The sequence below is a fragment of the Leptotrichia hofstadii genome (assembly GCF_007990525.1).
In the GTDB taxonomy this organism is placed as follows: Bacteria; Fusobacteriota; Fusobacteriia; order Fusobacteriales; family Leptotrichiaceae; genus Leptotrichia; species Leptotrichia hofstadii.
This window is the reverse complement of the sequence record NZ_AP019823.1, coordinates 2,452,066-2,472,689: the sequence shown is the minus strand read 5'-3', so window position 1 is coordinate 2,472,689 and position 20,624 is coordinate 2,452,066. Positions and strand designations below refer to the sequence as shown.

The 20,624-nt window shown below is 34.0% G+C and carries 15 protein-coding genes, 2 tRNA genes, 3 rRNA genes and 1 other RNA gene; all 21 read left to right on the top strand.

Annotation, left to right across the window (positions count from 1 at the left end; all coding sequences use genetic code 11):
• Nucleotides 1-51: 51 nt before the first annotated feature.
• The 21 genes from FVE77_RS11695 (at nucleotide 52) to FVE77_RS11600 (ending at nucleotide 20,168) form a co-directional block, all read left to right on the top strand.
• Complete coding sequence (locus tag FVE77_RS11695) at nucleotides 52-1,689, top strand: AAA family ATPase (RefSeq protein ID WP_026745912.1); 1,638 nt, start codon at nucleotides 52-54, stop codon at nucleotides 1,687-1,689.
• A gap of 323 nt (nucleotides 1,690-2,012) precedes the next feature.
• On the top strand, nucleotides 2,013-2,762 hold the full coding sequence (locus FVE77_RS11690) for a hypothetical protein (RefSeq protein WP_155828130.1): 750 nt from the start codon (nucleotides 2,013-2,015) through the stop codon (nucleotides 2,760-2,762).
• Nucleotides 2,763-2,810: 48 nt separating this feature from the next.
• Nucleotides 2,811-3,572 (top strand): precorrin-4 C(11)-methyltransferase, encoded by a 762-nt coding sequence (cobM, locus tag FVE77_RS11685; RefSeq protein ID WP_026745914.1) that lies wholly within the window; start codon nucleotides 2,811-2,813, stop codon nucleotides 3,570-3,572.
• On the top strand, nucleotides 3,572-3,865 hold the full coding sequence (locus tag FVE77_RS12765; protein WP_026745915.1) for a hypothetical protein: 294 nt from the start codon (nucleotides 3,572-3,574) through the stop codon (nucleotides 3,863-3,865). Before cobM ends, FVE77_RS12765 begins: the two co-directional genes overlap by 1 nt.
• 19 nt (nucleotides 3,866-3,884) lie before the next feature.
• Nucleotides 3,885-4,913, top strand: coding sequence for a hypothetical protein (locus FVE77_RS11675; protein WP_026745916.1), 1,029 nt, complete (start codon nucleotides 3,885-3,887; stop codon nucleotides 4,911-4,913).
• 271 nt (nucleotides 4,914-5,184) lie between these two features.
• Nucleotides 5,185-5,889 carry a hypothetical protein gene (locus FVE77_RS11670; RefSeq protein ID WP_026745917.1) on the top strand — a complete coding sequence of 235 codons (705 nt, stop codon included), beginning with the start codon at nucleotides 5,185-5,187 and terminating at the stop codon, nucleotides 5,887-5,889.
• Between the two features lie 26 nt (nucleotides 5,890-5,915).
• Nucleotides 5,916-6,050 carry a hypothetical protein gene (locus FVE77_RS13025; RefSeq protein WP_269472240.1) on the top strand — a complete coding sequence of 45 codons (135 nt, stop codon included), beginning with the start codon at nucleotides 5,916-5,918 and terminating at the stop codon, nucleotides 6,048-6,050.
• A 249-nt stretch (nucleotides 6,051-6,299) separates the two neighbouring features.
• A complete protein-coding gene (locus FVE77_RS11665; RefSeq protein WP_051254483.1) occupies nucleotides 6,300-7,016 on the top strand; it encodes a hypothetical protein in 717 nt (238 codons plus the stop codon).
• Nucleotides 7,017-7,295: 279 nt separating this feature from the next.
• Nucleotides 7,296-7,370, top strand: a tRNA-Gln gene (locus tag FVE77_RS11660).
• A gap of 214 nt (nucleotides 7,371-7,584) precedes the next feature.
• Nucleotides 7,585-8,598, top strand: a complete 1,014-nt coding sequence (gap, locus tag FVE77_RS11655; RefSeq protein WP_026745918.1) for a type I glyceraldehyde-3-phosphate dehydrogenase — start codon at nucleotides 7,585-7,587, stop codon at nucleotides 8,596-8,598.
• A 250-nt stretch (nucleotides 8,599-8,848) separates the two neighbouring features.
• Nucleotides 8,849-9,589 carry a sirohydrochlorin cobaltochelatase gene (locus FVE77_RS11650; RefSeq protein ID WP_026745919.1) on the top strand — a complete coding sequence of 247 codons (741 nt, stop codon included), beginning with the start codon at nucleotides 8,849-8,851 and terminating at the stop codon, nucleotides 9,587-9,589.
• Nucleotides 9,590-9,604: 15 nt separating this feature from the next.
• On the top strand, nucleotides 9,605-10,279 hold the full coding sequence (locus tag FVE77_RS11645) for a cupin domain-containing protein (RefSeq protein ID WP_081690298.1): 675 nt from the start codon (nucleotides 9,605-9,607) through the stop codon (nucleotides 10,277-10,279).
• A 154-nt stretch (nucleotides 10,280-10,433) separates the two neighbouring features.
• A complete protein-coding gene (locus FVE77_RS11640) occupies nucleotides 10,434-11,156 on the top strand; it encodes a class I SAM-dependent methyltransferase (RefSeq protein WP_197735413.1) in 723 nt (240 codons plus the stop codon).
• Nucleotides 11,157-11,324: 168 nt separating this feature from the next.
• The gene (locus tag FVE77_RS11635; RefSeq protein WP_026745922.1) at nucleotides 11,325-11,840 is read left to right on the top strand and encodes a COG2426 family protein; all 516 of its coding nucleotides are present in this window, start codon (nucleotides 11,325-11,327) and stop codon (nucleotides 11,838-11,840) included.
• Between the two features lie 71 nt (nucleotides 11,841-11,911).
• Nucleotides 11,912-12,250, top strand: a transfer-messenger RNA (tmRNA) gene (ssrA, locus tag FVE77_RS11630).
• A gap of 200 nt (nucleotides 12,251-12,450) precedes the next feature.
• Nucleotides 12,451-14,373 carry a tRNA uridine-5-carboxymethylaminomethyl(34) synthesis enzyme MnmG gene (gene mnmG, locus FVE77_RS11625; protein ID WP_026745923.1) on the top strand — a complete coding sequence of 641 codons (1,923 nt, stop codon included), beginning with the start codon at nucleotides 12,451-12,453 and terminating at the stop codon, nucleotides 14,371-14,373.
• Nucleotides 14,374-14,424: 51 nt separating this feature from the next.
• A complete protein-coding gene (gene rsmG / locus FVE77_RS11620; RefSeq protein WP_026745924.1) occupies nucleotides 14,425-15,147 on the top strand; it encodes a 16S rRNA (guanine(527)-N(7))-methyltransferase RsmG in 723 nt (240 codons plus the stop codon).
• Nucleotides 15,148-15,364: 217 nt separating this feature from the next.
• A 16S ribosomal RNA gene (locus FVE77_RS11615) occupies nucleotides 15,365-16,876 on the top strand.
• A 115-nt stretch (nucleotides 16,877-16,991) separates the two neighbouring features.
• Nucleotides 16,992-19,900, top strand: a 23S ribosomal RNA gene (locus tag FVE77_RS11610).
• Between the two features lie 62 nt (nucleotides 19,901-19,962).
• Nucleotides 19,963-20,075: ribosomal RNA gene (gene rrf, locus FVE77_RS11605) — 5S ribosomal RNA — on the top strand.
• Together the 16S, 23S and 5S rRNA genes with 1 tRNA gene alongside form the textbook arrangement of a ribosomal RNA operon.
• A 16-nt stretch (nucleotides 20,076-20,091) precedes the next feature.
• Nucleotides 20,092-20,168 (top strand) — tRNA-Asn (locus FVE77_RS11600).
• The last annotated feature ends 456 nt before the right edge of the window (nucleotides 20,169-20,624 follow it).

Sequence of the window (20,624 nt, the reverse complement as noted above, 5' to 3'; positions counted from 1 at the left end):
ATAAAAAATGTTATTATTTAATTAAGAAAATTCTCTGAAAGGAGACTCGCTATGAAGAGATTGCCAATAGGAATAAGTGATTTTAAGTATTTAATAGAGGAAGATTATTATTATTTTGACAAGACAAATTTTATTGATGAGATTATTAAAGATGGTTCTCAAGTAAAACTTTTTACTAGACCAAGAAGATTTGGGAAAACGTTGAATATGTCGATGTTAAAATATTTTTTTGATATTAAGGAAGCTAAAGAAAATAAAAAACTTTTTAACGGATTGTATATAGAAAAGGCAGAAAGTTTTAAAAGGCAGGGGCAATATCCTGTTATATTTTTATCCTTAAAGGATTTAAAAGCTGAATCTTGGGAAGAAATGCAAGTTGGAATAAAAGAGTTGTTACAAAATATATTTATAGAATATAAAAATTTAGCTAAAGAATTAGATGAATTTGATTTATTGAATTTCAAAAAAATTATTAACAAGGAAATAGAAGTTGAAGGATTAAAATCTTCATTAAAATTTTTAGCAAGAATATTATATGAGAAATATAATAAAAAAGTTGTGGTATTAATAGACGAATACGATGCTCCTCTAGTATCGGCATATATGAACAGATATTATGAAAAGGCTAAAAACTTTTTTAAAACTTTTTACAGCACAGTAATGAAAGATAATGTCTATTTACAAATAGGAGTAATGACAGGGATTATTAGAGTTATCAAAGCTGGTATTTTTTCAGATTTAAATAATATAAGCACTTATACTATATTAAATGATTTTTATTCTGATTGTTATGGATTAACAGAAAAAGAAGTAGAACAGGCATTAAAAGATTATGATTTAGAATACGAAATACAAGATGTTAAAGATTGGTATAATGGCTATAAATTTGGAAAAAGCGAAGTTTATAATCCTTGGAGCATATTAAATTTCTTACAATCTAAAGAATTAAGAGCCTACTGGGTAGACACTTCAGGAAATGATTTAATAAATGATGTACTTAAAACAACAAACAAATATACTATTAGAGCTTTAGAAAAATTATTTAATGGAGAAGGTTTAAAGCAAAATATATCTTCTACATCAGATTTATCAAGGTTGTTAGGCGAGGATGAATTATGGGAATTACTTCTATTTAGCGGTTATTTAACAGTTAAAGAAAAAATTGGAGATGTTCACGAAAGTATTTACACATTAAGATTACCAAATAAAGAAGTGAAGGATCTTTTTAGAAAAACATTTTTAGAAAGATATTTTGGAAGAGGAAGTAAACTAATAGATTTAATGGAGGCTTTGACTGAAAATAGAATAGAAGATTTTGAAGAAAAATTTCAAGAAATTCTGTTGACTTCAGCAAGTTACCATGATACAAAAAATGAAGATTTTTATCACGGATTAATTTTAGGAATGAGCCTTTATTTAGAGAATCAATATCATATAAGTTCAAATAAAGAAAGTGGCTTAGGAAGATACGATTTAGTAATGGAGCCAAAGAACAAAAATGATAAAGCCTATATTTTAGAATTTAAAGTTGCCAAAAGTGAAGAAAGTTTAAATAAAGAAAGCCAAGAAGCAGTAGAACAAATAATTTCTAAAAAGTATGATGTAAACTTGAAAGAAAAAGGAATAAAGGATATTATTTTTGTAGGTGTAGCTTTTTATGGGAAATTAGTGAAGGTTGCTAGAAATTGAAAATTATTATAGAAGATGAGTAGGAAAATAGTGAGAGAGAGCAGAGTATTGTGAGGTTTTGAGTATATCTGATGATAAAAGAAGAGCATTTTATGAAAGAGAATGGTATTCAGTCCGAATATACACTAACTTTCTAATCAAATTTTTGCTTCAAAATACACATTATTCCTAATGAGGAAGTTCTTGAAAATGAGGTGGAAAAAGTTTTAGGGGAATATGATGAGAAAAATAAAATTAAAAAAAAATTATCAAGGTGTTCAGTAAAAAAATAAAATAGGAATAATTAAAAAAGTAGAGTAACAATGAAAGGGAAAGATAAATATATGAAATTTTGGAAAAGTAATAAAAAACTTTTAATATTTTTAGTATGTTCATCCATTGTATTTTGGAATATCTGGATATTAGGAGAATTAAATAAAAATGAGTTTATAAAAACCATAGGTTCAAGTTTCTTTTTCGAGTTTATATTTGTTGGAATTACTATTTTTTGGATTGAAAGAATACAGGAAAAAATAAAAAATGAAGAAGAAGAACCTAAAAAAGAAGTTGTGTATAATAGGATAGCTAAAATATTTAAAAGGTTTAATTCTTTATGTATAGAGATGTGCAGGTATTCTGATATAGAAATAAAGGAAATACAAAATATAGAAGAATTATACACAGTTAGAAATTTTGACAAAATATTTAAAAATTTAGATTTAGAGAGTATACCTTGTTTTTTAAGCAGTGTGAAAGGTAAGTGGGGAGACTTTATAAAAAGTATAGCAGATTATATTAAAAGTGAATGGGAAATGTTAATTCCCTTGTATCATTTTATAGAGTCTAAGTTATATAATCAAATAGATAATTTTTTTGAAGAAAATGAATTGTTAAAAATGATGAATCTCATAGATGACATAAAAAAAGCTCACGATAATGATAAAAGTTATGACAAACTACATAAATATGCAAAATCGTTTTTTAGAAAAAGCTCACTGGAAGAAAATTTAAAAGAAATTTTAAATATAATGAAAATATTTAACGAGGAATACAAGAAAAATTGGAATAAAGAGATAGAATTAAAATCCTTCTGACACAGAAGTAAAATGTGTGAATAAAGAAGAAATTGAAAGGAGAAATTAATGAAAAAAGTATACTTTATAGGAGCAGGACCAGGAGATCCTGAATTGATTACAGTAAAAGGGCAAAAAATTGTAAAGGAAGCAGATGTAATAATTTATGCGGGGTCATTGGTTCCAAAAGAGGTTATTGATTGCCATAAGGATGGAGCTGAAATTTATAATTCCGCTCCAATGAACTTGGATGAAGTGATGGAAGTTACGATAAAGGCACAGAAAAAAGGGAAACTGGTAGCAAGGGTGCATACTGGGGATCCGAGCATTTATGGTGCGATAAGGGAACAAATGGATATTCTGGATGAATATGGGATTGAATATGAAGTAATTCCAGGAGTAAGTTCGTTTGTAGCTGCCGCTGCTGCAATAAAAAAAGAATTTACCTTGCCGGATGTAAGTCAGACAATAATTTGTACAAGACTGGAAGGAAGAACGCCTGTCCCTGAAGCAGAAAGTCTTGAAAGCCTTGCTTCTCACAAATGTTCGATGGCAATATTCCTATCTGTGCAAATGATAGATGAAGTTGTAAAAAGATTATTAAAACATTACGATAAAACGACACCAATTGCAATTGTTCAAAGAGCAACTTGGGAAGATCAGAAAATTGTTATGGGAACATTAGAAAACATTGCTGAACTTGTGAAAAAGGAAAAAATTACAAAAACGGCACAAATTCTTGTAGGAAACTTTATGGGAAATGAATATTCTAAATCTAAACTTTATGACAAAGCATTTTCGCATGAATTTAGAAAAGGAATTGAAGAATAATGAAAAAACTAATAACAATAATTCTATTTATATTTTCTATGCAAATTTTTGCAGGGCAGTATCAAGTAATAAAGCGAAAAAATGTTACTTTGTCAAAAGAGCAGATTGAGGTGGAAAATAAAAAAATTGAAAAAATGTTATATAGTTATGATAATGAAAAGCCAAAGAAAATATTAGAATCTAAACTTCCTCAATTAAAAAATAAATTTAATAAAAACGCACCTATGGAATTAAGTGAGTTTTTTCCAAAAATTCAAAAATTAATAAATGAAGTTTTTTTTAATATTGTTTAATGTATAAGGACTTGGAAATATGAAAATTATAAAACTTGAAAATCAGAAAAATGATTCTTTTTTTGAAGCAGAATGTTTTTTGCATATTGGAGAAGCAAAAGAAGATAAAAATTATGTGGCATTTGATTTGAGAAGGGAAGATGATCCGCTGTATAGCTGTTCTTATTATGATTTTGAGAAAGAAAAGGGAGATAAAATATTTCATTGTTTTGATGGGCAGGATTATTCGTGGAAATGTTATGAAAATGAAGTTACGAATGATGAAAAATTGAAAAATGAAATTTTAGGAAATTATGATATTTTGAGAAACAGCACAATTAGATATTTGAAAGAAATAATTCATAAAAATAAGGTTGATTTTTCAAAAAAATTAATTGAACTTCTTGAGAAAATAAAAGTGGGAGAAAAAATAAACAAGAAGGAATTTCGTATAGAACTGAAAAAAGTTGGGCTGTATAAATCAATTTGGAAAGAAAAAATAGAAATTTTTGATGATGTTGTAACACGGGAAATTGGTTTTGAGAATATAATGAAATTTATTGAAGAAAATAATGTAAATAGGATTGTCTTTGAGAATGGCGAGTTTTTAGAAAATGAAGAAATAGGAAAATTTATTAGAGAATATATAATTATAGAATTTCGTGATTTTAAGCCTATTAAAGATTTTGATATGATAAAAATGACTTTGGAAGAATGGAATAATCTCAAGAAATGGAAAAAATTGGAAGTAGAAAATAATATTATTGAAATTGAAGAAAAAGATTTTGAAAAAGATGTTCCGATTTATAGATTAAACGGGAGAAAAATAAATGCAAAAATAGAAGTTACAGATTTTGTGGAAATAAAAAATAATTTTTTTCGTTATTTTAATAAATGGTTTAGTAAGGGAAAAGACGATAATTTGAGAGAAAAGGCAGTTATAAACGGTGTTATACGAGATGGGAGAAAGTTTTATAACTGGATTTTTTTTGATAAAAATAATAAGATTGTTGCAAGAGAAGAATATGATGAGTTTGGGAAAAGATGTGATTTAAAAAATAAAAGTTGAAAAATATGTAAAATAGTAAAAAAATAACATGATTAAAGAAACTGACAATAGTTTGATAATCATGTTTTTATTTTTTTGTGTATTAAATTACTCTTTCTAGATTATAAGTTCTTTGTATTGCGTTACATAAATTATTTTTTCGTAAGTTTTTTATCTCCATAAATTCCAATATTAAATGCAACTTTTCCTTTGAAATAATTTTTAATTTTAATATTTTATAAAATATGTTATACTTCTGTAAGAAAACCAAACGATAAAATGAGGAGAGTTTATGAAAAAGTTATTATTTGTATTAATGCTGGCAGTAATGGGAAATACATTCGCGGCACCAAGATCACAAAAGTCTAAAAGCACAAGATCCGTAACAACAAGCAGAATATCAGAAAGCGATAGAAAGGAGATTGAAAACGTCATTCAAAGGGATATGGCCCCTATTTTCAATAAGCTTTTAAGTATTGGAATTAATGATTATAAAAAGGAAATTGAAAAAGATGCCAGCCTGTTTGAAAAAGGCTTTGTCATAAGTGAGCCTTTGAAAAAAGAAATCTTAAAAAAATATTCAGATGAAATAGTAAAATTTATTTTAAAGTCTTTTGATTTAAAAATTAAAATTAATCAAATTAGCTATATTTCAGAGAATAAAGTAAATGTAACTTTGGACTTCACGTCAAGAAATTTGGATAAAGTGCTTGATATAGGAGGAAAAGATGATATACTTTACGAAAGAAGCTTTAAAAGATTAGGATATAAATTTGTGGATGAATTTGAAAAAGTTATGAAAAATAAAGGAAATGAAGATAAAAAACGAAATTTTTATAACGTAGCACTGGAAGAAACAATAAATCTTTTGAATGAAAACTTGAGTGAAATTAAAGAAGAAAATGTATTTTTAAGCAATGTACCTGTAAATTTAATAAAAGTAAATGGAAAATGGGAAATAGAAAATTTGGAGAATTTAAGGAACGCTTTTAATTAATAAATCAATAAAAATGAGGGTAACCTATGAAGAAATTATTATTTCCGCTAATATTAACGGTAACAGGAAATACATTTACAGCACCAAAGTCGCAAAAGACTAAAAGTACAAGAAATTCAATAGCAAGCAGAATATTGGAAAGCGAAAAAAAAAGAGATTGAGGAAGCAGTTCAAAAAAAAACAAAACCTTTTGCAGATTATGTTATAAACTTTGGAATTACGGAAGCAAGAAGAAATATTGGCGAAGAGGCATTTGAACAATTTTTTGAAAAAGATTACATTATAAGTGATATTTTGAAAAAAAAAATTGGAAAGTGGCAAGTTGAAGACTTAGGATATACTAATACTTTTAACTAAAAAGTGTGTTATAATTTAGTGAAAATCAAAAAAAACAGAATAAGGAGATGAGCATGAAAAAAATATTATTTGTAATTATGCTGGCGGCGGCAGGAAATATCCTCGCGTCAAACCGTAGCATATCGGAAACAATCAGAAGGGAAAAGGAAGAGCAGAGAGCGGCAAACTGGGAAAAAAAGGAAATTGAATATACGCTCCAAAGAGATTTGCAGGATTTCTTTTACAGCTATGTAAATGCTGTGATAGGAGAAAATGAAAAAAAACTTGAAAAGCAGGCATATAATAATCTGTTTGACAGAAATTATATCGTAAGCAATTCACTAAAACGTGAAATTGCAGAAAAATATGTACGTGAATTGGCAAAGGAGGCAATAAAGGAATCAACTTTGAGATTTGAAGCAAAACAGATAAATCACATTTCAGAAAACAAAGTGGATGTAGTTTTCGACATAAAAGCAAGAAACTTGACAAGAGCTGCAAACGGACTGGCAATAAACAACGATATTATTGGAAGAGTTGTAGAACGTGCAAGATTTGGAAGTGTGGATGAACTGGAAAGAATTATGAAAAGAAGAGGAAACGAGCCTGCCAAAAGAAACTTCTACAATGTTGCAGTGGAAGAGCTGGTAAGCCGTTTTGCTGAAGAAATAAAAAATGTTACAGATGAAGATGTAATTCTGGATGATTTGCCGGCAACGCTTCAAAGGGTAAATGGAAAATGGAAAGTTACAAATCCTGTAGTTACAGAAGATGGGATAGAATTAAAATAGAGGATACAAATTCCTGTAAACAGAAGATTGAGAAAGAAAATTAAGAAAAAGACCTCTTGAGTATACTTTTTTTAGTATATTTTAGAGGTTTATATTTTACAATAAGATTATTTTTAAAATAGAAATTAAACTTAAAAGCCATTCAGTTTTTTGTCGAATATTAATAGAATTTAAGCGATAAAATAGCATAAATTTAGAAATTATATAAAAGTTTCAAAATAAAGTATTGACAAAATTAAATTTATTTTGTATAATAGTTCTTGTCTTAGGAAATATTGTTGGGCTGTCGCCAAGCGGTAAGGCACTGGACTTTGACTCCAGCATGCAATGGTTCGAATCCATTCAGCCCAGCCATTTTAATTATAAATTATGTGATATATAACTACTAATTTTTATAGTAGTTTTTTTTATTATAGAAAAATGAAATACTTGTATAATTTTTTAGTAATCCTAGTATAAAATTTTATTAATTTCTGACTGTTGAAAATTAAACAAAAATATGGTATACTCAAATTGTATAGAATAATATATTTTAAATATATTAAAATTTTTAGGAGGTATTATTAAAATGGCAGTTAAAGTAGCAATTAATGGATTTGGAAGAATCGGAAGACTAGCATTAAGATTAATGACTGAACAAACAGACAAATTTGAAGTGGTGGCAATTAATGATTTGACAGACGCTAAAATGTTAGCACACTTATTCAAATATGATTCATCTCAAGGAAGATTCAATGGAACTATCGAAGTTAAAGAAGGAGCTTTCGTAGTAAATGGAAAAGAAATTAAAACTTTTGCAGAATCTAACCCTGAAAACTTACCTTGGGGAGATTTAGGTGTTGATGTAGTGTTAGAAGCTACAGGATTCTTTGCTACAAAAGATAAAGCAGAATTACACGTTAAAGCAGGAGCTAAAAAAGTAGTTATTACTGCACCTGGTGGAAACGATGTTAAAACAGTTGTTTACAATGTAAACCACGAAATTTTAGATGGATCTGAAACAGTTATTTCAGGAGCTTCTTGTACAACTAACTGTTTAGCGCCAATGGCTAAAGCATTAAACGATAACTTTGGTGTTGTAACTGGTACAATGACAACTATCCACGCTTACACTGGAGATCAAAACACTTTGGATGCACCTCACAGAAAAGGTGATTTAAGAAGAGCAAGAGCTGCAGCTGTAAACATTGTTCCTAACTCAACAGGAGCTGCAAAAGCAATCGGATTAGTAGTACCTGAATTAAACGGAAAATTAGATGGAGCTGCTCAAAGAGTACCTGTTCCAACTGGTTCATTAACTGAATTAGTATCTATCTTAGAGAAAAAAGTAACTGTAGAAGAAGTAAATGCAGCTATGAAAGCAGCAGCAACTGAATCATTCGGATACACTGAAGAACAATTAGTATCTTCTGACATAGTTGGAATCCACTTCGGATCATTATTTGACGCAACTCAAACTAAAATTGTTCAAAATGGAGATACTCAATTAGTTAAAACAGTATCTTGGTATGACAACGAAATGTCTTATACAGCTCAATTAATCAGAACTTTAGGATACTTCGCAAGCAAAATTGCTAAATAATTGATTTTAAACAGAAATCTTAAAAATTAACTTAGGAAATCGACTAGAAATGGTCGGTTTTCTTTTTTTGTATTGGAAGAAAATTAATATATTTATTTTTAAATTTCTATTTTTTTAAATATGTGTTATACTATAATAAAATCAGTTTAAAGCCAAACTAAAAGGTTACGGTTATCTTGTTTAATTATGAATTTTTGGATATTTAAAGAGGTTAAAGTATGCTTTATAAAATTGAAAGGAAATGTAGTTTATGAAAAAAGGGATTGTTGTTGCAAGTTATGGAACTGTACATACTGAGACATTAAAAAAAACAATTGAGGTTATAGAAAATAATGTAAAGAAAAAATATGGAGAAAATAATTTTGAACGTGCATTTACGTCTAAAAGAGTATGCCATAAACTGAAAACTGAAAAAAATTATTTAGTCTTTAATCATGAAGAAGTTCTGAATGCTTTAAAAAATAAGGGTTTTAATAATATTGTAACAATGTCGCTTCATATTTTGGATGGAGTTGAGTACAAAAAATTGAATAATAAATACGGAAAAATTTCAGAACCGTTATTGTTTGCGGAAGAAGATTATGAAAAAATTGTTGAAAATGAGGAATTTAATGATACAAAAGACAATGATGCAATTATTTTTGTAGGACACGGTTCAGAAGATATTTCGGATAAAAGTTATGAAAAGTTACAGAAAAAATATGAAAAAGCTGGAAAAAACAATATTTTTATTGGAACAATTGAAGGAAAGATTCAAATTTCAGATATTTTAGAGAAATTACAAAATACAGATTATAAAAAAATACTGCTAAAACCTTTTTTAATAGTTGCTGGTAAACATGCAAAAAAAGACATTATGTCAGATACTGAAAATTCATGGAAAACAATTCTTGAAAAAAATGGATATACTGTGGAAACAGAATTAGTAGGAATGGGAGAATATCAATTTATTCAGGAAATGTTTATGAAAAAGCTGGAAAAAATATTATAAATTAAGGAGAGATTTATGGTTAAAATAGAAGTTGCAAAACCGATAAATTTTAATGAGCTTATCACATCTAAGGAAGCCGAAGTTGTAAGCATGAGAATCTTAAATCAGCCAAATAGCTATATTTCTTTATTCTCTTTAGCAAAAGATGAGGAAATAACTGCAGAAGCTATGCTTGGAAACCGTTATTATTACTGCTTTAATGGTAATGGAGAAATTTTTATTGAAAATAATAAAAAAACAATTTCCAATGGAGATTTTCTTGAAATCACAGCAAATCATAATTACTCTATTGAAGCAAGGGATAATTTGAAGTTAATTGAAATTGGAGAAAAGATAGGAGAAGGAAATATGGAAAATAAGACATTAAAAATGCTGGAAAGTGCAAGTGCTTTTAATCTTGCTGAAGTTGTTGAATATCAGGAAGGGAAAATAGTAAGTAAAAATTTGGTAGCAAAACCAAACTTAGTAATGACAATTATGTCTTTTTGGAAAGGTGAGAGTCTTGATCCACATAAAGCACCTGGAGATGCTTTGGTTACTGTGCTTGATGGGGAAGGGAAATATTATGTTGATGGAAAACCATTTGTTGTGAAAAAAGGTGAAAGTGCTGTTCTTCCTGCAAATATACCTCATGCTGTGGAAGCCGAAACAGAAAATTTCAAAATGTTATTAATACTTGTTAAAGAATAAGAATTTTATCAAAAAAATTATATAAATTAGATAGATGTGTTGACCCCAAAAAGTTGGGCAAATTTAATTCTTATTTTATAAAATTTATGTTATAATAATCTAAAATTATAACTTTGCTGTTAAAATTCAAAAAATTTTAAAATTTGGAGAAAATATGGAAAATAAAAAAAATATGAAAAAGTTTTACGATACAATCGCAGAAAAATATGATTTTATTTTTTCGCTTTCAGATGTTCAGAAGAATTTTTTTCAAAAATATATTACAGGGAAAAAAGTGCTTGATGTGGGAGCTGCAACAGGCAATTTGTCAAAATTTCTGAAAAATGAAGGATATGATGTAATTTCGATTGATATAAATGAAAAATTGATTGAGCAGGCTAGAGAAAAAAATGTTGATGTAAAAAAATTGGATATGCTGAAAATTGATGAATTGGGAAAATTCGACACAATAATAAATGTTGGAAATACGTTATCGCATTTGAATAGCAAAGATGAGATTTTTTTATTTTTAAAAAAGGCTTATTCACAGCTTGAAAATAATGGAAAACTGATTATTCAACTAATAAATTTTTATAAATTTTTTGAAAATCAAAAATCTGAATCTGATTTTTTGGGAAATTTACCATTGATTGAAAATGAAAATGTGAAATTTGAACGTTATTATTACAAAAATTCTGATAATAATGTGATTTTCAAAACTATTTTGGATGATAAGTTTGAAAATGAGGAAGTTTTAACAAATGTCAATTATTTTGATTTTATGAAATTTTTTGAACAGTTAGGCATAAGCAATGTAAAAGTATTTGGTGGCTTTAATGAATCTGGGTTTATCTTGGAAAAATCACAGCCGTTAATATTTGTGATTACAAAAAAATAATTAAATTTAGTTGGAAATATGTTGTAAATGTATGAATTTTTGTAAGAATTAGATAAGATTTTAAATAAAAAAATAGAGCATGCGTTCTCTTGAAACAACGTAAATAAACAATAAAGGAGAAATTTGTAATAATTAATGAATGTAATTATTATAAAGTAAAAAATAAAAATGATGGAATCTTTTAAAAATTTTATAAAGGTAACTTTGATTGGAGCTCCACTTTTAAACAAAATGATTGGAATATTTCTTATATCAATGCTGCCTATAATTGAGCTTCGTGGTGCAATACCGATTGGAGCGGCTATTGGATTGCCCTGGTACTTAAATATAATTGTTTCGATTGTTGGAAATATGCTTCCTGTACCATTTATTCTGATGTTTTCAGTAAAAGCCTTTGAATTTATGAAAAAACATAATATTATGGTAAAATTTATCGAAAAAATAGAAAATCGTGCTAAAAAGCGAAGTGAAGAGCTTGCAACAGGAGAATTTATTGGTTTAATGCTGTTTGTAGCAATTCCGTTTCCAGGGACAGGTGCTTGGACAGGTGCGTTAATTGCGGCGTTGCTTCAATTTAATAGAAAAAGGTCATTTTTTTACATTGGATTAGGAGTCGTAATAGCTGCAGTAATAATGACTTTAGCGTCTTACGGTGTAATAAGCCTTTTTGCACCGAAACATTAAAAAAAATTAAAACGGCTGTTGAAAAATAAATGTTTTTGTGATAGAATTACTTAAGAGTTAAAAATAGTTAAGGGAATGTTTTGGTTTCGACAGGATAAAAAGATTACTATTGGCAAGTAAGCGGGAGCTTTAAAATCCAACTTAAAAATAATCGGAAACGATAATTACGCATTAGCTGCCTAAGATAGCGGCTCATCTCTTTTGGGAATGCCATTTTTCCATTAGATGATGTCATTTTTAATGGCTTACTCAAATGTATGATTATGTCATTTGGGGAAATCTTATAATCTCGCCTTTAGACTTTTGTCTGTTTAATATCTAACGGTTAAAGCGTTAAATAGACTAAACTTGTAGAAGATAGTAAGAACTTTTTATTTTGGACACGGGTTCGATTCCCGTCATTTCCACCAAAACAGAAAATAAAAATATAATTATTAAATAACGAGAACGGGTTGAATAACTCGTTTTTTCTTTTTTTAAAAAATACTTTATTGAAAAAAACAAAATATTAATATATAATGGATTTATAAAAAGAATTGTAATTGAAAGGAGAGTGTAATTTTAGGTCAAAGTATTATTTTGAGAATAAAAATTACAATTTATAAATAAAATGAGAAATTATGATGTAATTGTAGTTGGTGCTGGACACGCAGGAATTGAAGCGGCATTGGCATCGGCGAGATTAGGGTTGAATACAGCAATTTTTACAATAACATTAGATAATATAGGTGTTATGTCTTGTAATCCATCAGTTGGAGGGCCTGCAAAAAGCCATCTGGCTAAGGAAGTTGACGCATTAGGCGGAGAAATCGGACGAAATATGGACAAAAGCTTTGTACAAATGAGAATTCTGAATACAAAAAAAGGACCAGCGGTTCGTTCGTTAAGAGCTCAGGCAGATAGAAAAATTTACGCAAGGGAAATGAAAAAAACAATAGAAAATCAGCAAAATTTAGATACTGTTCAAGATATTGTCACAGAATTAATTGTTGAAGAAGTTGAAATTTTTGAAGATGATTCCAGAAGAATTGAAAAAGTTATAAAAGGGATAAGAACTAAGACAGGAATGGAGTTTTTTGCAAAGGCAGTTGTACTTGCAACAGGAACATTCTTGAGAGGACTTTTATACATTGGAGATAAAAGGGTGAAAGGTGGAAGAATGGGAGAGTTATCGGCAGATGACCTTACAGATTCCTTAAAATCGTTAGGATTTAAAATGGATAGATTCAAGACAGGGACACCTCCTAGACTTGATATTAGAACATTAAATCTGGAAAAATTGGAAGAACAGCCAGGAATAACAGGTATTCCATTAAAATTTTCAATGAGAACGCCAAATGATGAAGTTTTGGAAAAACCGCAATTATCGTGCTATTTGACAAGAACTAATGAAAATACACATAAAATAATAATGGATAATCTGGATAAAGCGCCAATGTATAATGGAAGTATAAGCAGCACAGGACCAAGATACTGTCCGTCAATTGAAGATAAAGTTGTAAAATTTAATGATAAAGACAGCCATCATCTGTTTTTGGAGCCAGAAGGATTTGACACGGCGGAAGTCTACATAAGCGGACTTTCCACAAGTTATCCCGCTAGTTTGCAGCAGAAGATAGTAAATACAATTGATGGACTCGAAAATGCTCATATAATGCGATACGGGTATGCTGTGGAATATGATATTGTAGACCCTAGCGAACTTGACTACACTCTTGAAACCCGTAAAGTAAAAGGACTTTATTTAGCTGGACAGCTAAATGGGACAAGTGGTTATGAAGAGGCGGCTGCACAGGGAATTATAGCAGGAATCAATGCAGCTTTAAAAATTAAAGGAGAAGAGCCGTTTATTTTGGATAGGGAGAGTTCATACATTGGGACAATGATAGATGATTTAATAAATAAGGAATTGTTTGAGCCATATAGAATGTTTACAGCAAGATCTGAGTTCCGCCTTATTTTACGTGAAGACAACGCTGATATAAGACTTTCTGAAAAAGCTTATAAAATCGGACTTCTTGATAAAAAGTATTACGATATTGTACAGGAAAAGAAAAAAAATGTTAAGGAAACAATAGAAAACCTTGAGAATATAAAACTTGGAAGCAGTAACCAAAGGCTTATGGAAATTCTTGATAAATACAATGAAAGTCTAAAAAGTGGAACGACTTTAAAGGAAATTTTACGTCGTCCAAAAGTTACATATCAGGATATAAAATATATCGCTGAAATCATTGAAAATGTACCAAATCTAAATTTTGACGATGAAACTGAATATCAAATTGAAGTTCAGACAAAATATGAAGGCTACATCGCCAAAGCTATCCAAATTATGGAAAAACAGCAAAAACTGGATGATAAAAAAATTCCTAAAAATTTTGACTATGATAATATGAAGGGAATTACAAGAGAAGCAAAACAAAGATTGAAAGAAAATAGACCGTATAATGTAGGACAGGCATCTAGAATGTCTGGAGTAACACCAGCAGATGTTTCTGTGTTGCTCATGTATTTAGATGGAGTTTTAAAATAAAATCTAGCTATAAAAAAACTTTTATATATTAATGGAACGTAAGGAGAAAAAGTGGAAAATATAAACGAAGAAGCCAATTTAAGAGAATATTTCTTAAGCTTGCTTTCAAAATCAGAAATTAAAGTACCAGATGAAAAAATTACACAAATGCTGAAATTTTTGGAACTTTTATATAATAAAAATCAAATTATGAATTTAACAGCAATTCGTGAGAAAAAAGGAATGCTGGAAAAACATTTTATAGATTCCTTGCTTTTAACAAAAGTTATAAATGATGACGAAAAATCTTTTATAGATGTGGGAACAGGTGCTGGATTTCCTGGGCTTGTACTTGCCATTTATTACCCAGAGAAAAAGTTTTTGTTAGTAGATTCAGTAAGGAAAAAAATAGAATTCATAAATGAAGTAATAAAAGAATTAAATTTACAGAATGTAACCACAAGTTTTGAACGTGCAGAAGAATTAATAAAAGATAGAAGAGAATGTTTTGATGTTGCTCTTTGTCGAGGAGTAGCAAATTTAAGAATAATACTGGAGTATATGATTCCATTCATAAAAGTAAATGGACGATTTTTACCGCAAAAATTAAACCTAAACGAAATAGAAGAATCGAAAAATGCTTTAAAGATTTTAAATGCAAAAATAAACAAAACTTTTGAATTTTATCTTCCAGAAAGCAAAGATGCAAGAATAATATTGGAGATTATAAAACTTCAAAAAACAAATATAAAATATCCTAGAAAAGTAGGAATACCAGTAAAGAAACCTTTATAACTACAAAAAACACAAATTTTTTGAAAAAAAGTAGTTGACAAATAAATTCAGTTATGATAATATATATTCTGTCGATACGAAATCGTGTCGCAGGACAATAGAGATAGGAATAGAAGAAGCAATAATGTGTAAAAGATAGATAACAGTCAAGAGCTCTTGTTGTAAAACAAGATTCTCGTCAAGACAAAGGTGGAACTTAAATATATGTAAAATATATTGAATGAAGAGTTTGATCCTGGCTCAGGATGAACGCTGACAGAATGCTTAACACATGCAAGTCTTTGGCGAATCTGTGCTTGCACAGGCTAGCCAAGGCGGACGGGTGAGTAACGCGTAAAGAACTTGCCCTGCAGACAGGGATAACAGACGGAAACGACTGACAACACCTGATACAGTTGCCGGCACGCATGTGCCCGGCAATGAAAAGAGATGCTGCGGGAGAGCTTTGCGTCCTATTAGCTTGTTGGCGGGGTAACGGCCCACCAAGGCGATGATAGGTAGCCGGCCTGAGAGGGTGGACGGCCACAAGGGGACTGAGATACGGCCCTTACTCCTACGGGAGGCAGCAGTGGGGAATATTGGACAATGGGGGCAACCCTGATCCAGCAATTCTGTGTGCACGAGGAAGGTTTTCGGATTGTAAAGTGCTTTCAGCAGGGAAGAAGGAAGTGACGGTACCTGCAGAAGAAGCGACGGCTAAATACGTGCCAGCAGCCGCGGTAATACGTATGTCGCAAGCGTTATCCGGAATTATTGGGCATAAAGGGCATCTAGGCGGCCAGGCAAGTCTGGGGTGAAAACTTGCGGCTCAACCGCAAGCCTGCCCTGGAAACTGCCTGGCTAGAGTGCTGGAGAGGTGGACGGAACTGCACGAGTAGAGGTGAAATTCGTAGATATGTGCAGGAATGCCGATGATGAAGATAGTTCACTGGACGGCAACTGACGCTGAAGTGCGAAAGCTGGGGGAGCGAACAGGATTAGATACCCTGGTAGTCCCAGCCGTAAACGATGATTACTGGGTGTGGGCATGAAGAGTGTCCGTGCCGAAGCAAATGCGATAAGTAATCCGCCTGGGGAGTACGGCCGCAAGGCTGAAACTCAAAGGAATTGACGGGGACCCGCACAAGCGGTGGAGCATGTGGTTTAATTCGACGCAACGCGAGGAACCTTACCAGATCTTGACATCCCACGTATGCCTGCGAGAGCGGGCAGTGCCTTCGGGAACGTGGAGACAGGTGGTGCATGGCTGTCGACAGCTCGTGTCGTGAGATGTTGGGTTAAGTCCCGCAACGAGCGCAACCCCTATCGCCAGTTGCCATCATTAAGTTGGGGACTCTGGCGAGACTGCCTGCGAAGAGCAGGAGGAAGGTGGGGATGACGTCAAGTCATCATGCCCCTTATGATCTGGGCTACACACGTGCTACAATGGCCGGTACAGAGAGCTGCGAGGCGGCAACGCCCAGCGAATCTTCAAAGCCGGTCCAAGTTCGGATTGAAGTCTGCAACTCGACTTCATGAAGCTGGAATCGCTAGTAATCGCAGATCAGCAATGCTGCGGTGAATACGTTCTCGGGTCTTGTACACACCGCCCGTCACACCACGAGAGTTGTCTGCACCTGAAGCTGCCGGTCTAACCGCAAGGAGGAAGGCATCTAAGGTGTGGACAGTGATTGGGGTGAAGTCGTAACAAGGTATCCGTACCGGAAGGTGCGGATGGATCACCTCCTTTCTAAGGAGCTAATTCACTGCACTGCTTCTTCGCATATCTTTATGGTCTTTAGGACAATGGGAAATGAATAGTAGGTAAAAGATTACAATGAAACTGGAGTAAAAGTTATTCTGGATAAAAAGCTGACAAGGGCACACGGAGGATGCCTAGGCAACAACAGCCGACGAAGGACGTGATAAGCTGCGATAAGCCGGGAGGAGATGCACATAATCGTTGATCCCCGGATCTCCGAATGGGAAAACCTGCATGCCTGGAGGGCATGCGTGAAAACGGTAAGCCCGCGAACTGAAACATCTAAGTAGCGGGAGGAAAGAAAAGTAAAAACGATTCCCTCAGTAGTGGCGAGCGAACGGGGAAAAGCCTAAACCGTGCCAGTGCCAAGCGGACAGCGTTGCTGGCACGGGGTTGCGGGACTTCCATTAACGGATTGTCATAATGTTTAAGCTGTATGCATGTAAGTGGAACCAGCTGGGAAGCTGGACCAAAGAAGGTGATAGTCCTGTAGAACATAAAATGCATATGGTGACTGGAAGCACCCGAGTAGCGTCAGGCACGAGGAATCTGGCGTGAATCAGCGTGGACCATATCACGCAAGGCTAAATACTGTTGTTGACCGATAGTGAAGAGTACCGTGAGGGAAAGGTGAAAAGAACCCTGAGCAAGGGAGTGAAACAGAATTTGAAACCGTGTGCTTACAAACGGTAGGAGCGCTTTACGCGTGACTGCGTGGATTTTGGTTAATCATCCTGCGAGTTATGATCAGTGGCAAGGTTAATATAGCGGAGCCGAAGGGAAACCGAGTCTTAACAGGGCGACAAGTCGCTGGTCATAGACGCGAAACCTAGTGATCTAGGCCTGTCCAGGCTGAAGCTGAGGTAAGACTCAGTGGAGGGCCGAACTCACCGCCGTTGAAAAGTTGGGAGATGAGGCAGGTCTAGGGGTGAAAAGCCAATCGAACTAGGAGATAGCTCGTTCTCTCCGAAATGCATTTAGGTGCAGCCTTGACGTTAAGATATGTGGGGGTAGAGCTCTGTATGGTCTAGGGGGCGTACTGCTTACCGAAATCAAGCAAACTTCGAATACCATATATTAATAGTCAGGAGTGAGTCCGCGGATGACAAGGTCCGCGGACGAGAGGGGAACAGCCCAGACCGCCAGCTAAGGTCCCTAATTATGTCTAAGTGGGAAAGGAGGTGGATATTCACAGACAACCAGGAGGTTGGCTTAGAAGCAGCCATGCCTTGAAAGAGTGCGTAACAGCTCACTGGTCGAGAGTATCTGCGCCGAAGATGTAACGGGGCTAAGACATAAACCGAAGCTGCGGAGGCGTGTCTGCACGCCTGGTAGGAGAGCGTTCTGTAGGCCGTTGAAGGAATGCCGCAAGGCCGTTCTGGAGGTATCAGAAGTGAGAATGCAGGAATGAGTAGCGAGAAGGCGGGCGAGAATCCCGCCGGCCGGAAGTCCAAGGTTTCCAGGGGAAGGTTTGTCCGCCCTGGGGAAGTCGGGACCTAAGCATAAGCAAAAATGTGATGGCGAATGGAAAACAGGTTAATATTCCTGTACCGCTGTTATCGCCTGAGAGACGGAGTGACGCAGGAAGGTATGCGGGAAGGCTGACGGAATAGCCTTTCTAAGGGCGTAGCATGGGCATGCAGGAAAATCCGCATGCCTAAATGTGAGACCTGACGGGTAAGTGCATCTTGCATAAGCCGCAGATCCTACACTGCCGAGAAAAACTTCTATCGATGAGAACCAGCGCCCGTACTGTAAACCGACACAGGTGGACAGAGTGAGAAACTTAAGGCCGACAGGATAACTCTAGCTAAGGAACTCTGCAAAATAGCCCCGTAACTTCGGGAGAAGGGGTGCCCGACATACCCCGAGAGGAGAAGCGCCTCAAGGGGAAACAGGCCGCAGTGAAGAGTCCCAAGCAACTGTTTACCAAAAACACAGGTCTATGCTAAGCTGGAAGGCGACGTATATGGGCTGACACCTGCCCAGTGCCGGAAGGTTAAGAGGAGGACTGAGAGGTCCGAATTGAAGCCCCGGTGAACGGCGTACCGTAACTATAACGGTCCTAAGGTAGCGAAATTCCTTGTCGGGTAAGTTCCGACCTGCACGAATGGTGAAATGATTTGGGAGCTGTCTTGGCTGGAGACCTGGTGAAGTTGTAATGCCGGTGAAGATACCGGCTACCTGCAGTAGGACGGAAAGACCCCGTGGAGCTTTACTGCAGTCTGGCATTGGGTTTTGGCTGTGTGTGTATAGGATAGTTGGGAGACTGTGAAGCTGAGGCGTCAGTTTCAGCCGAGTCGCCGTTGGAATACCAACCATATGCCGTTGAAATTCTAATCTGGTAACGGAGACAGTGCTAGATGGGCAGTTTGACTGGGGCGGTCGCCTCCCAAAGAGTAACGGAGGCGTTCAAAGGTTCCCTCAGGCTGGATGGAAATCAGCCTAGGAGTGCAAACGCATAAGGGAGCTTGACTGCAAGACTGACGGGTCGAGCAGGCACGAAAGTGGGAGTTAGTGATCCGGCGGTTCCGTATGGAAGGATCGTCGCTCAACGGATAAAAGCTACCCCGGGGATAACAGGCTGATACTTCCCAAGAGTCCATATCGACGGAAGTGTTTGGCACCTCGATGTCGGCTCGTCTCATCCTGGGGCTGGAGAAGGTCCCAAGGGTTGGGCTGTTCGCCCATTAAAGAGGCACGCGAGCTGGGTTCAGAACGTCGTGAGACAGTTCGGTCCCTATCCACTGCAGGCGCCTGAGCACTGAAAAGATCTGACCTTAGTACGAGAGGACCGGGTTGGACAGACCTCTGATGTACCAGTTGTCACGCCAGTGGCACGGCTGGGTAGTCACGTCTGGGACGGATAACCGCTGAAAGCATCTAAGCGGGAAGCCGGCTTTGAGATGAGTGCTCGCAGTATCCATGGAGAACACATGGTTGATAGGCCAGGGGTGCAAGCGCAGCAATGCGTTCAGCTGACTGGTACTAATATTACGTATGCTTTTTATGTAGTCTTTTACTGCTACTATTTATTTCCCATTGCCTTAGGCAATGCAATCTATATTCAAAAGTTTGGTGATTATAGCGGCAGGGATACACCCGGTCACATTTCGAACCCGGCAGTTAAGTCTGCCTGCGCCTACGATACTTGGACTCGTCCCGGGAAAATAGGCAGTTGCCAAACTTTTTTTCTTTTGCGTGTCTCCGTAGCTCAGCCGGTTAGAGCATCTGACTGTTAATCAGAGGGCCGTTGGTTCGAGTCCAACCGGGGACGCCATTTTTTTTTGTTAAAATTTCATAAGAATTTAAAACAAAAAAGTATAAAGTATTATACAGTATGTTAATGAATGAGACTATTCTAAATATCAAAATAGTAAATTATTCCAAGAATATTGTTAATTAGACAAGAAAACTTTCTTTAAAAAGAGTTCTTGTCTTTTTTGTTTTCAGAAAAGTAAACTTATGCTTTTTAATGGGGTTTCAAATTTGAGAGTTTTATTATAGAAATCATATTATGAGCAAGAAGTTAAATAGTATGTAATTTAAAATTTGTTAAATATTTTCTATTAAGAGGACGGGAATAGTACTAGGTAGTTGCAAAATAAATTTGTTTATTTTTATACATAAATTTTAGAGAGTATTTAATGGTTGTAAGGTGATAACTTTACTTATAAAAATGGATAAATAGTATTTGTTTTCTTTATTTTGTACTTTATTTTTGATATACTGTAAT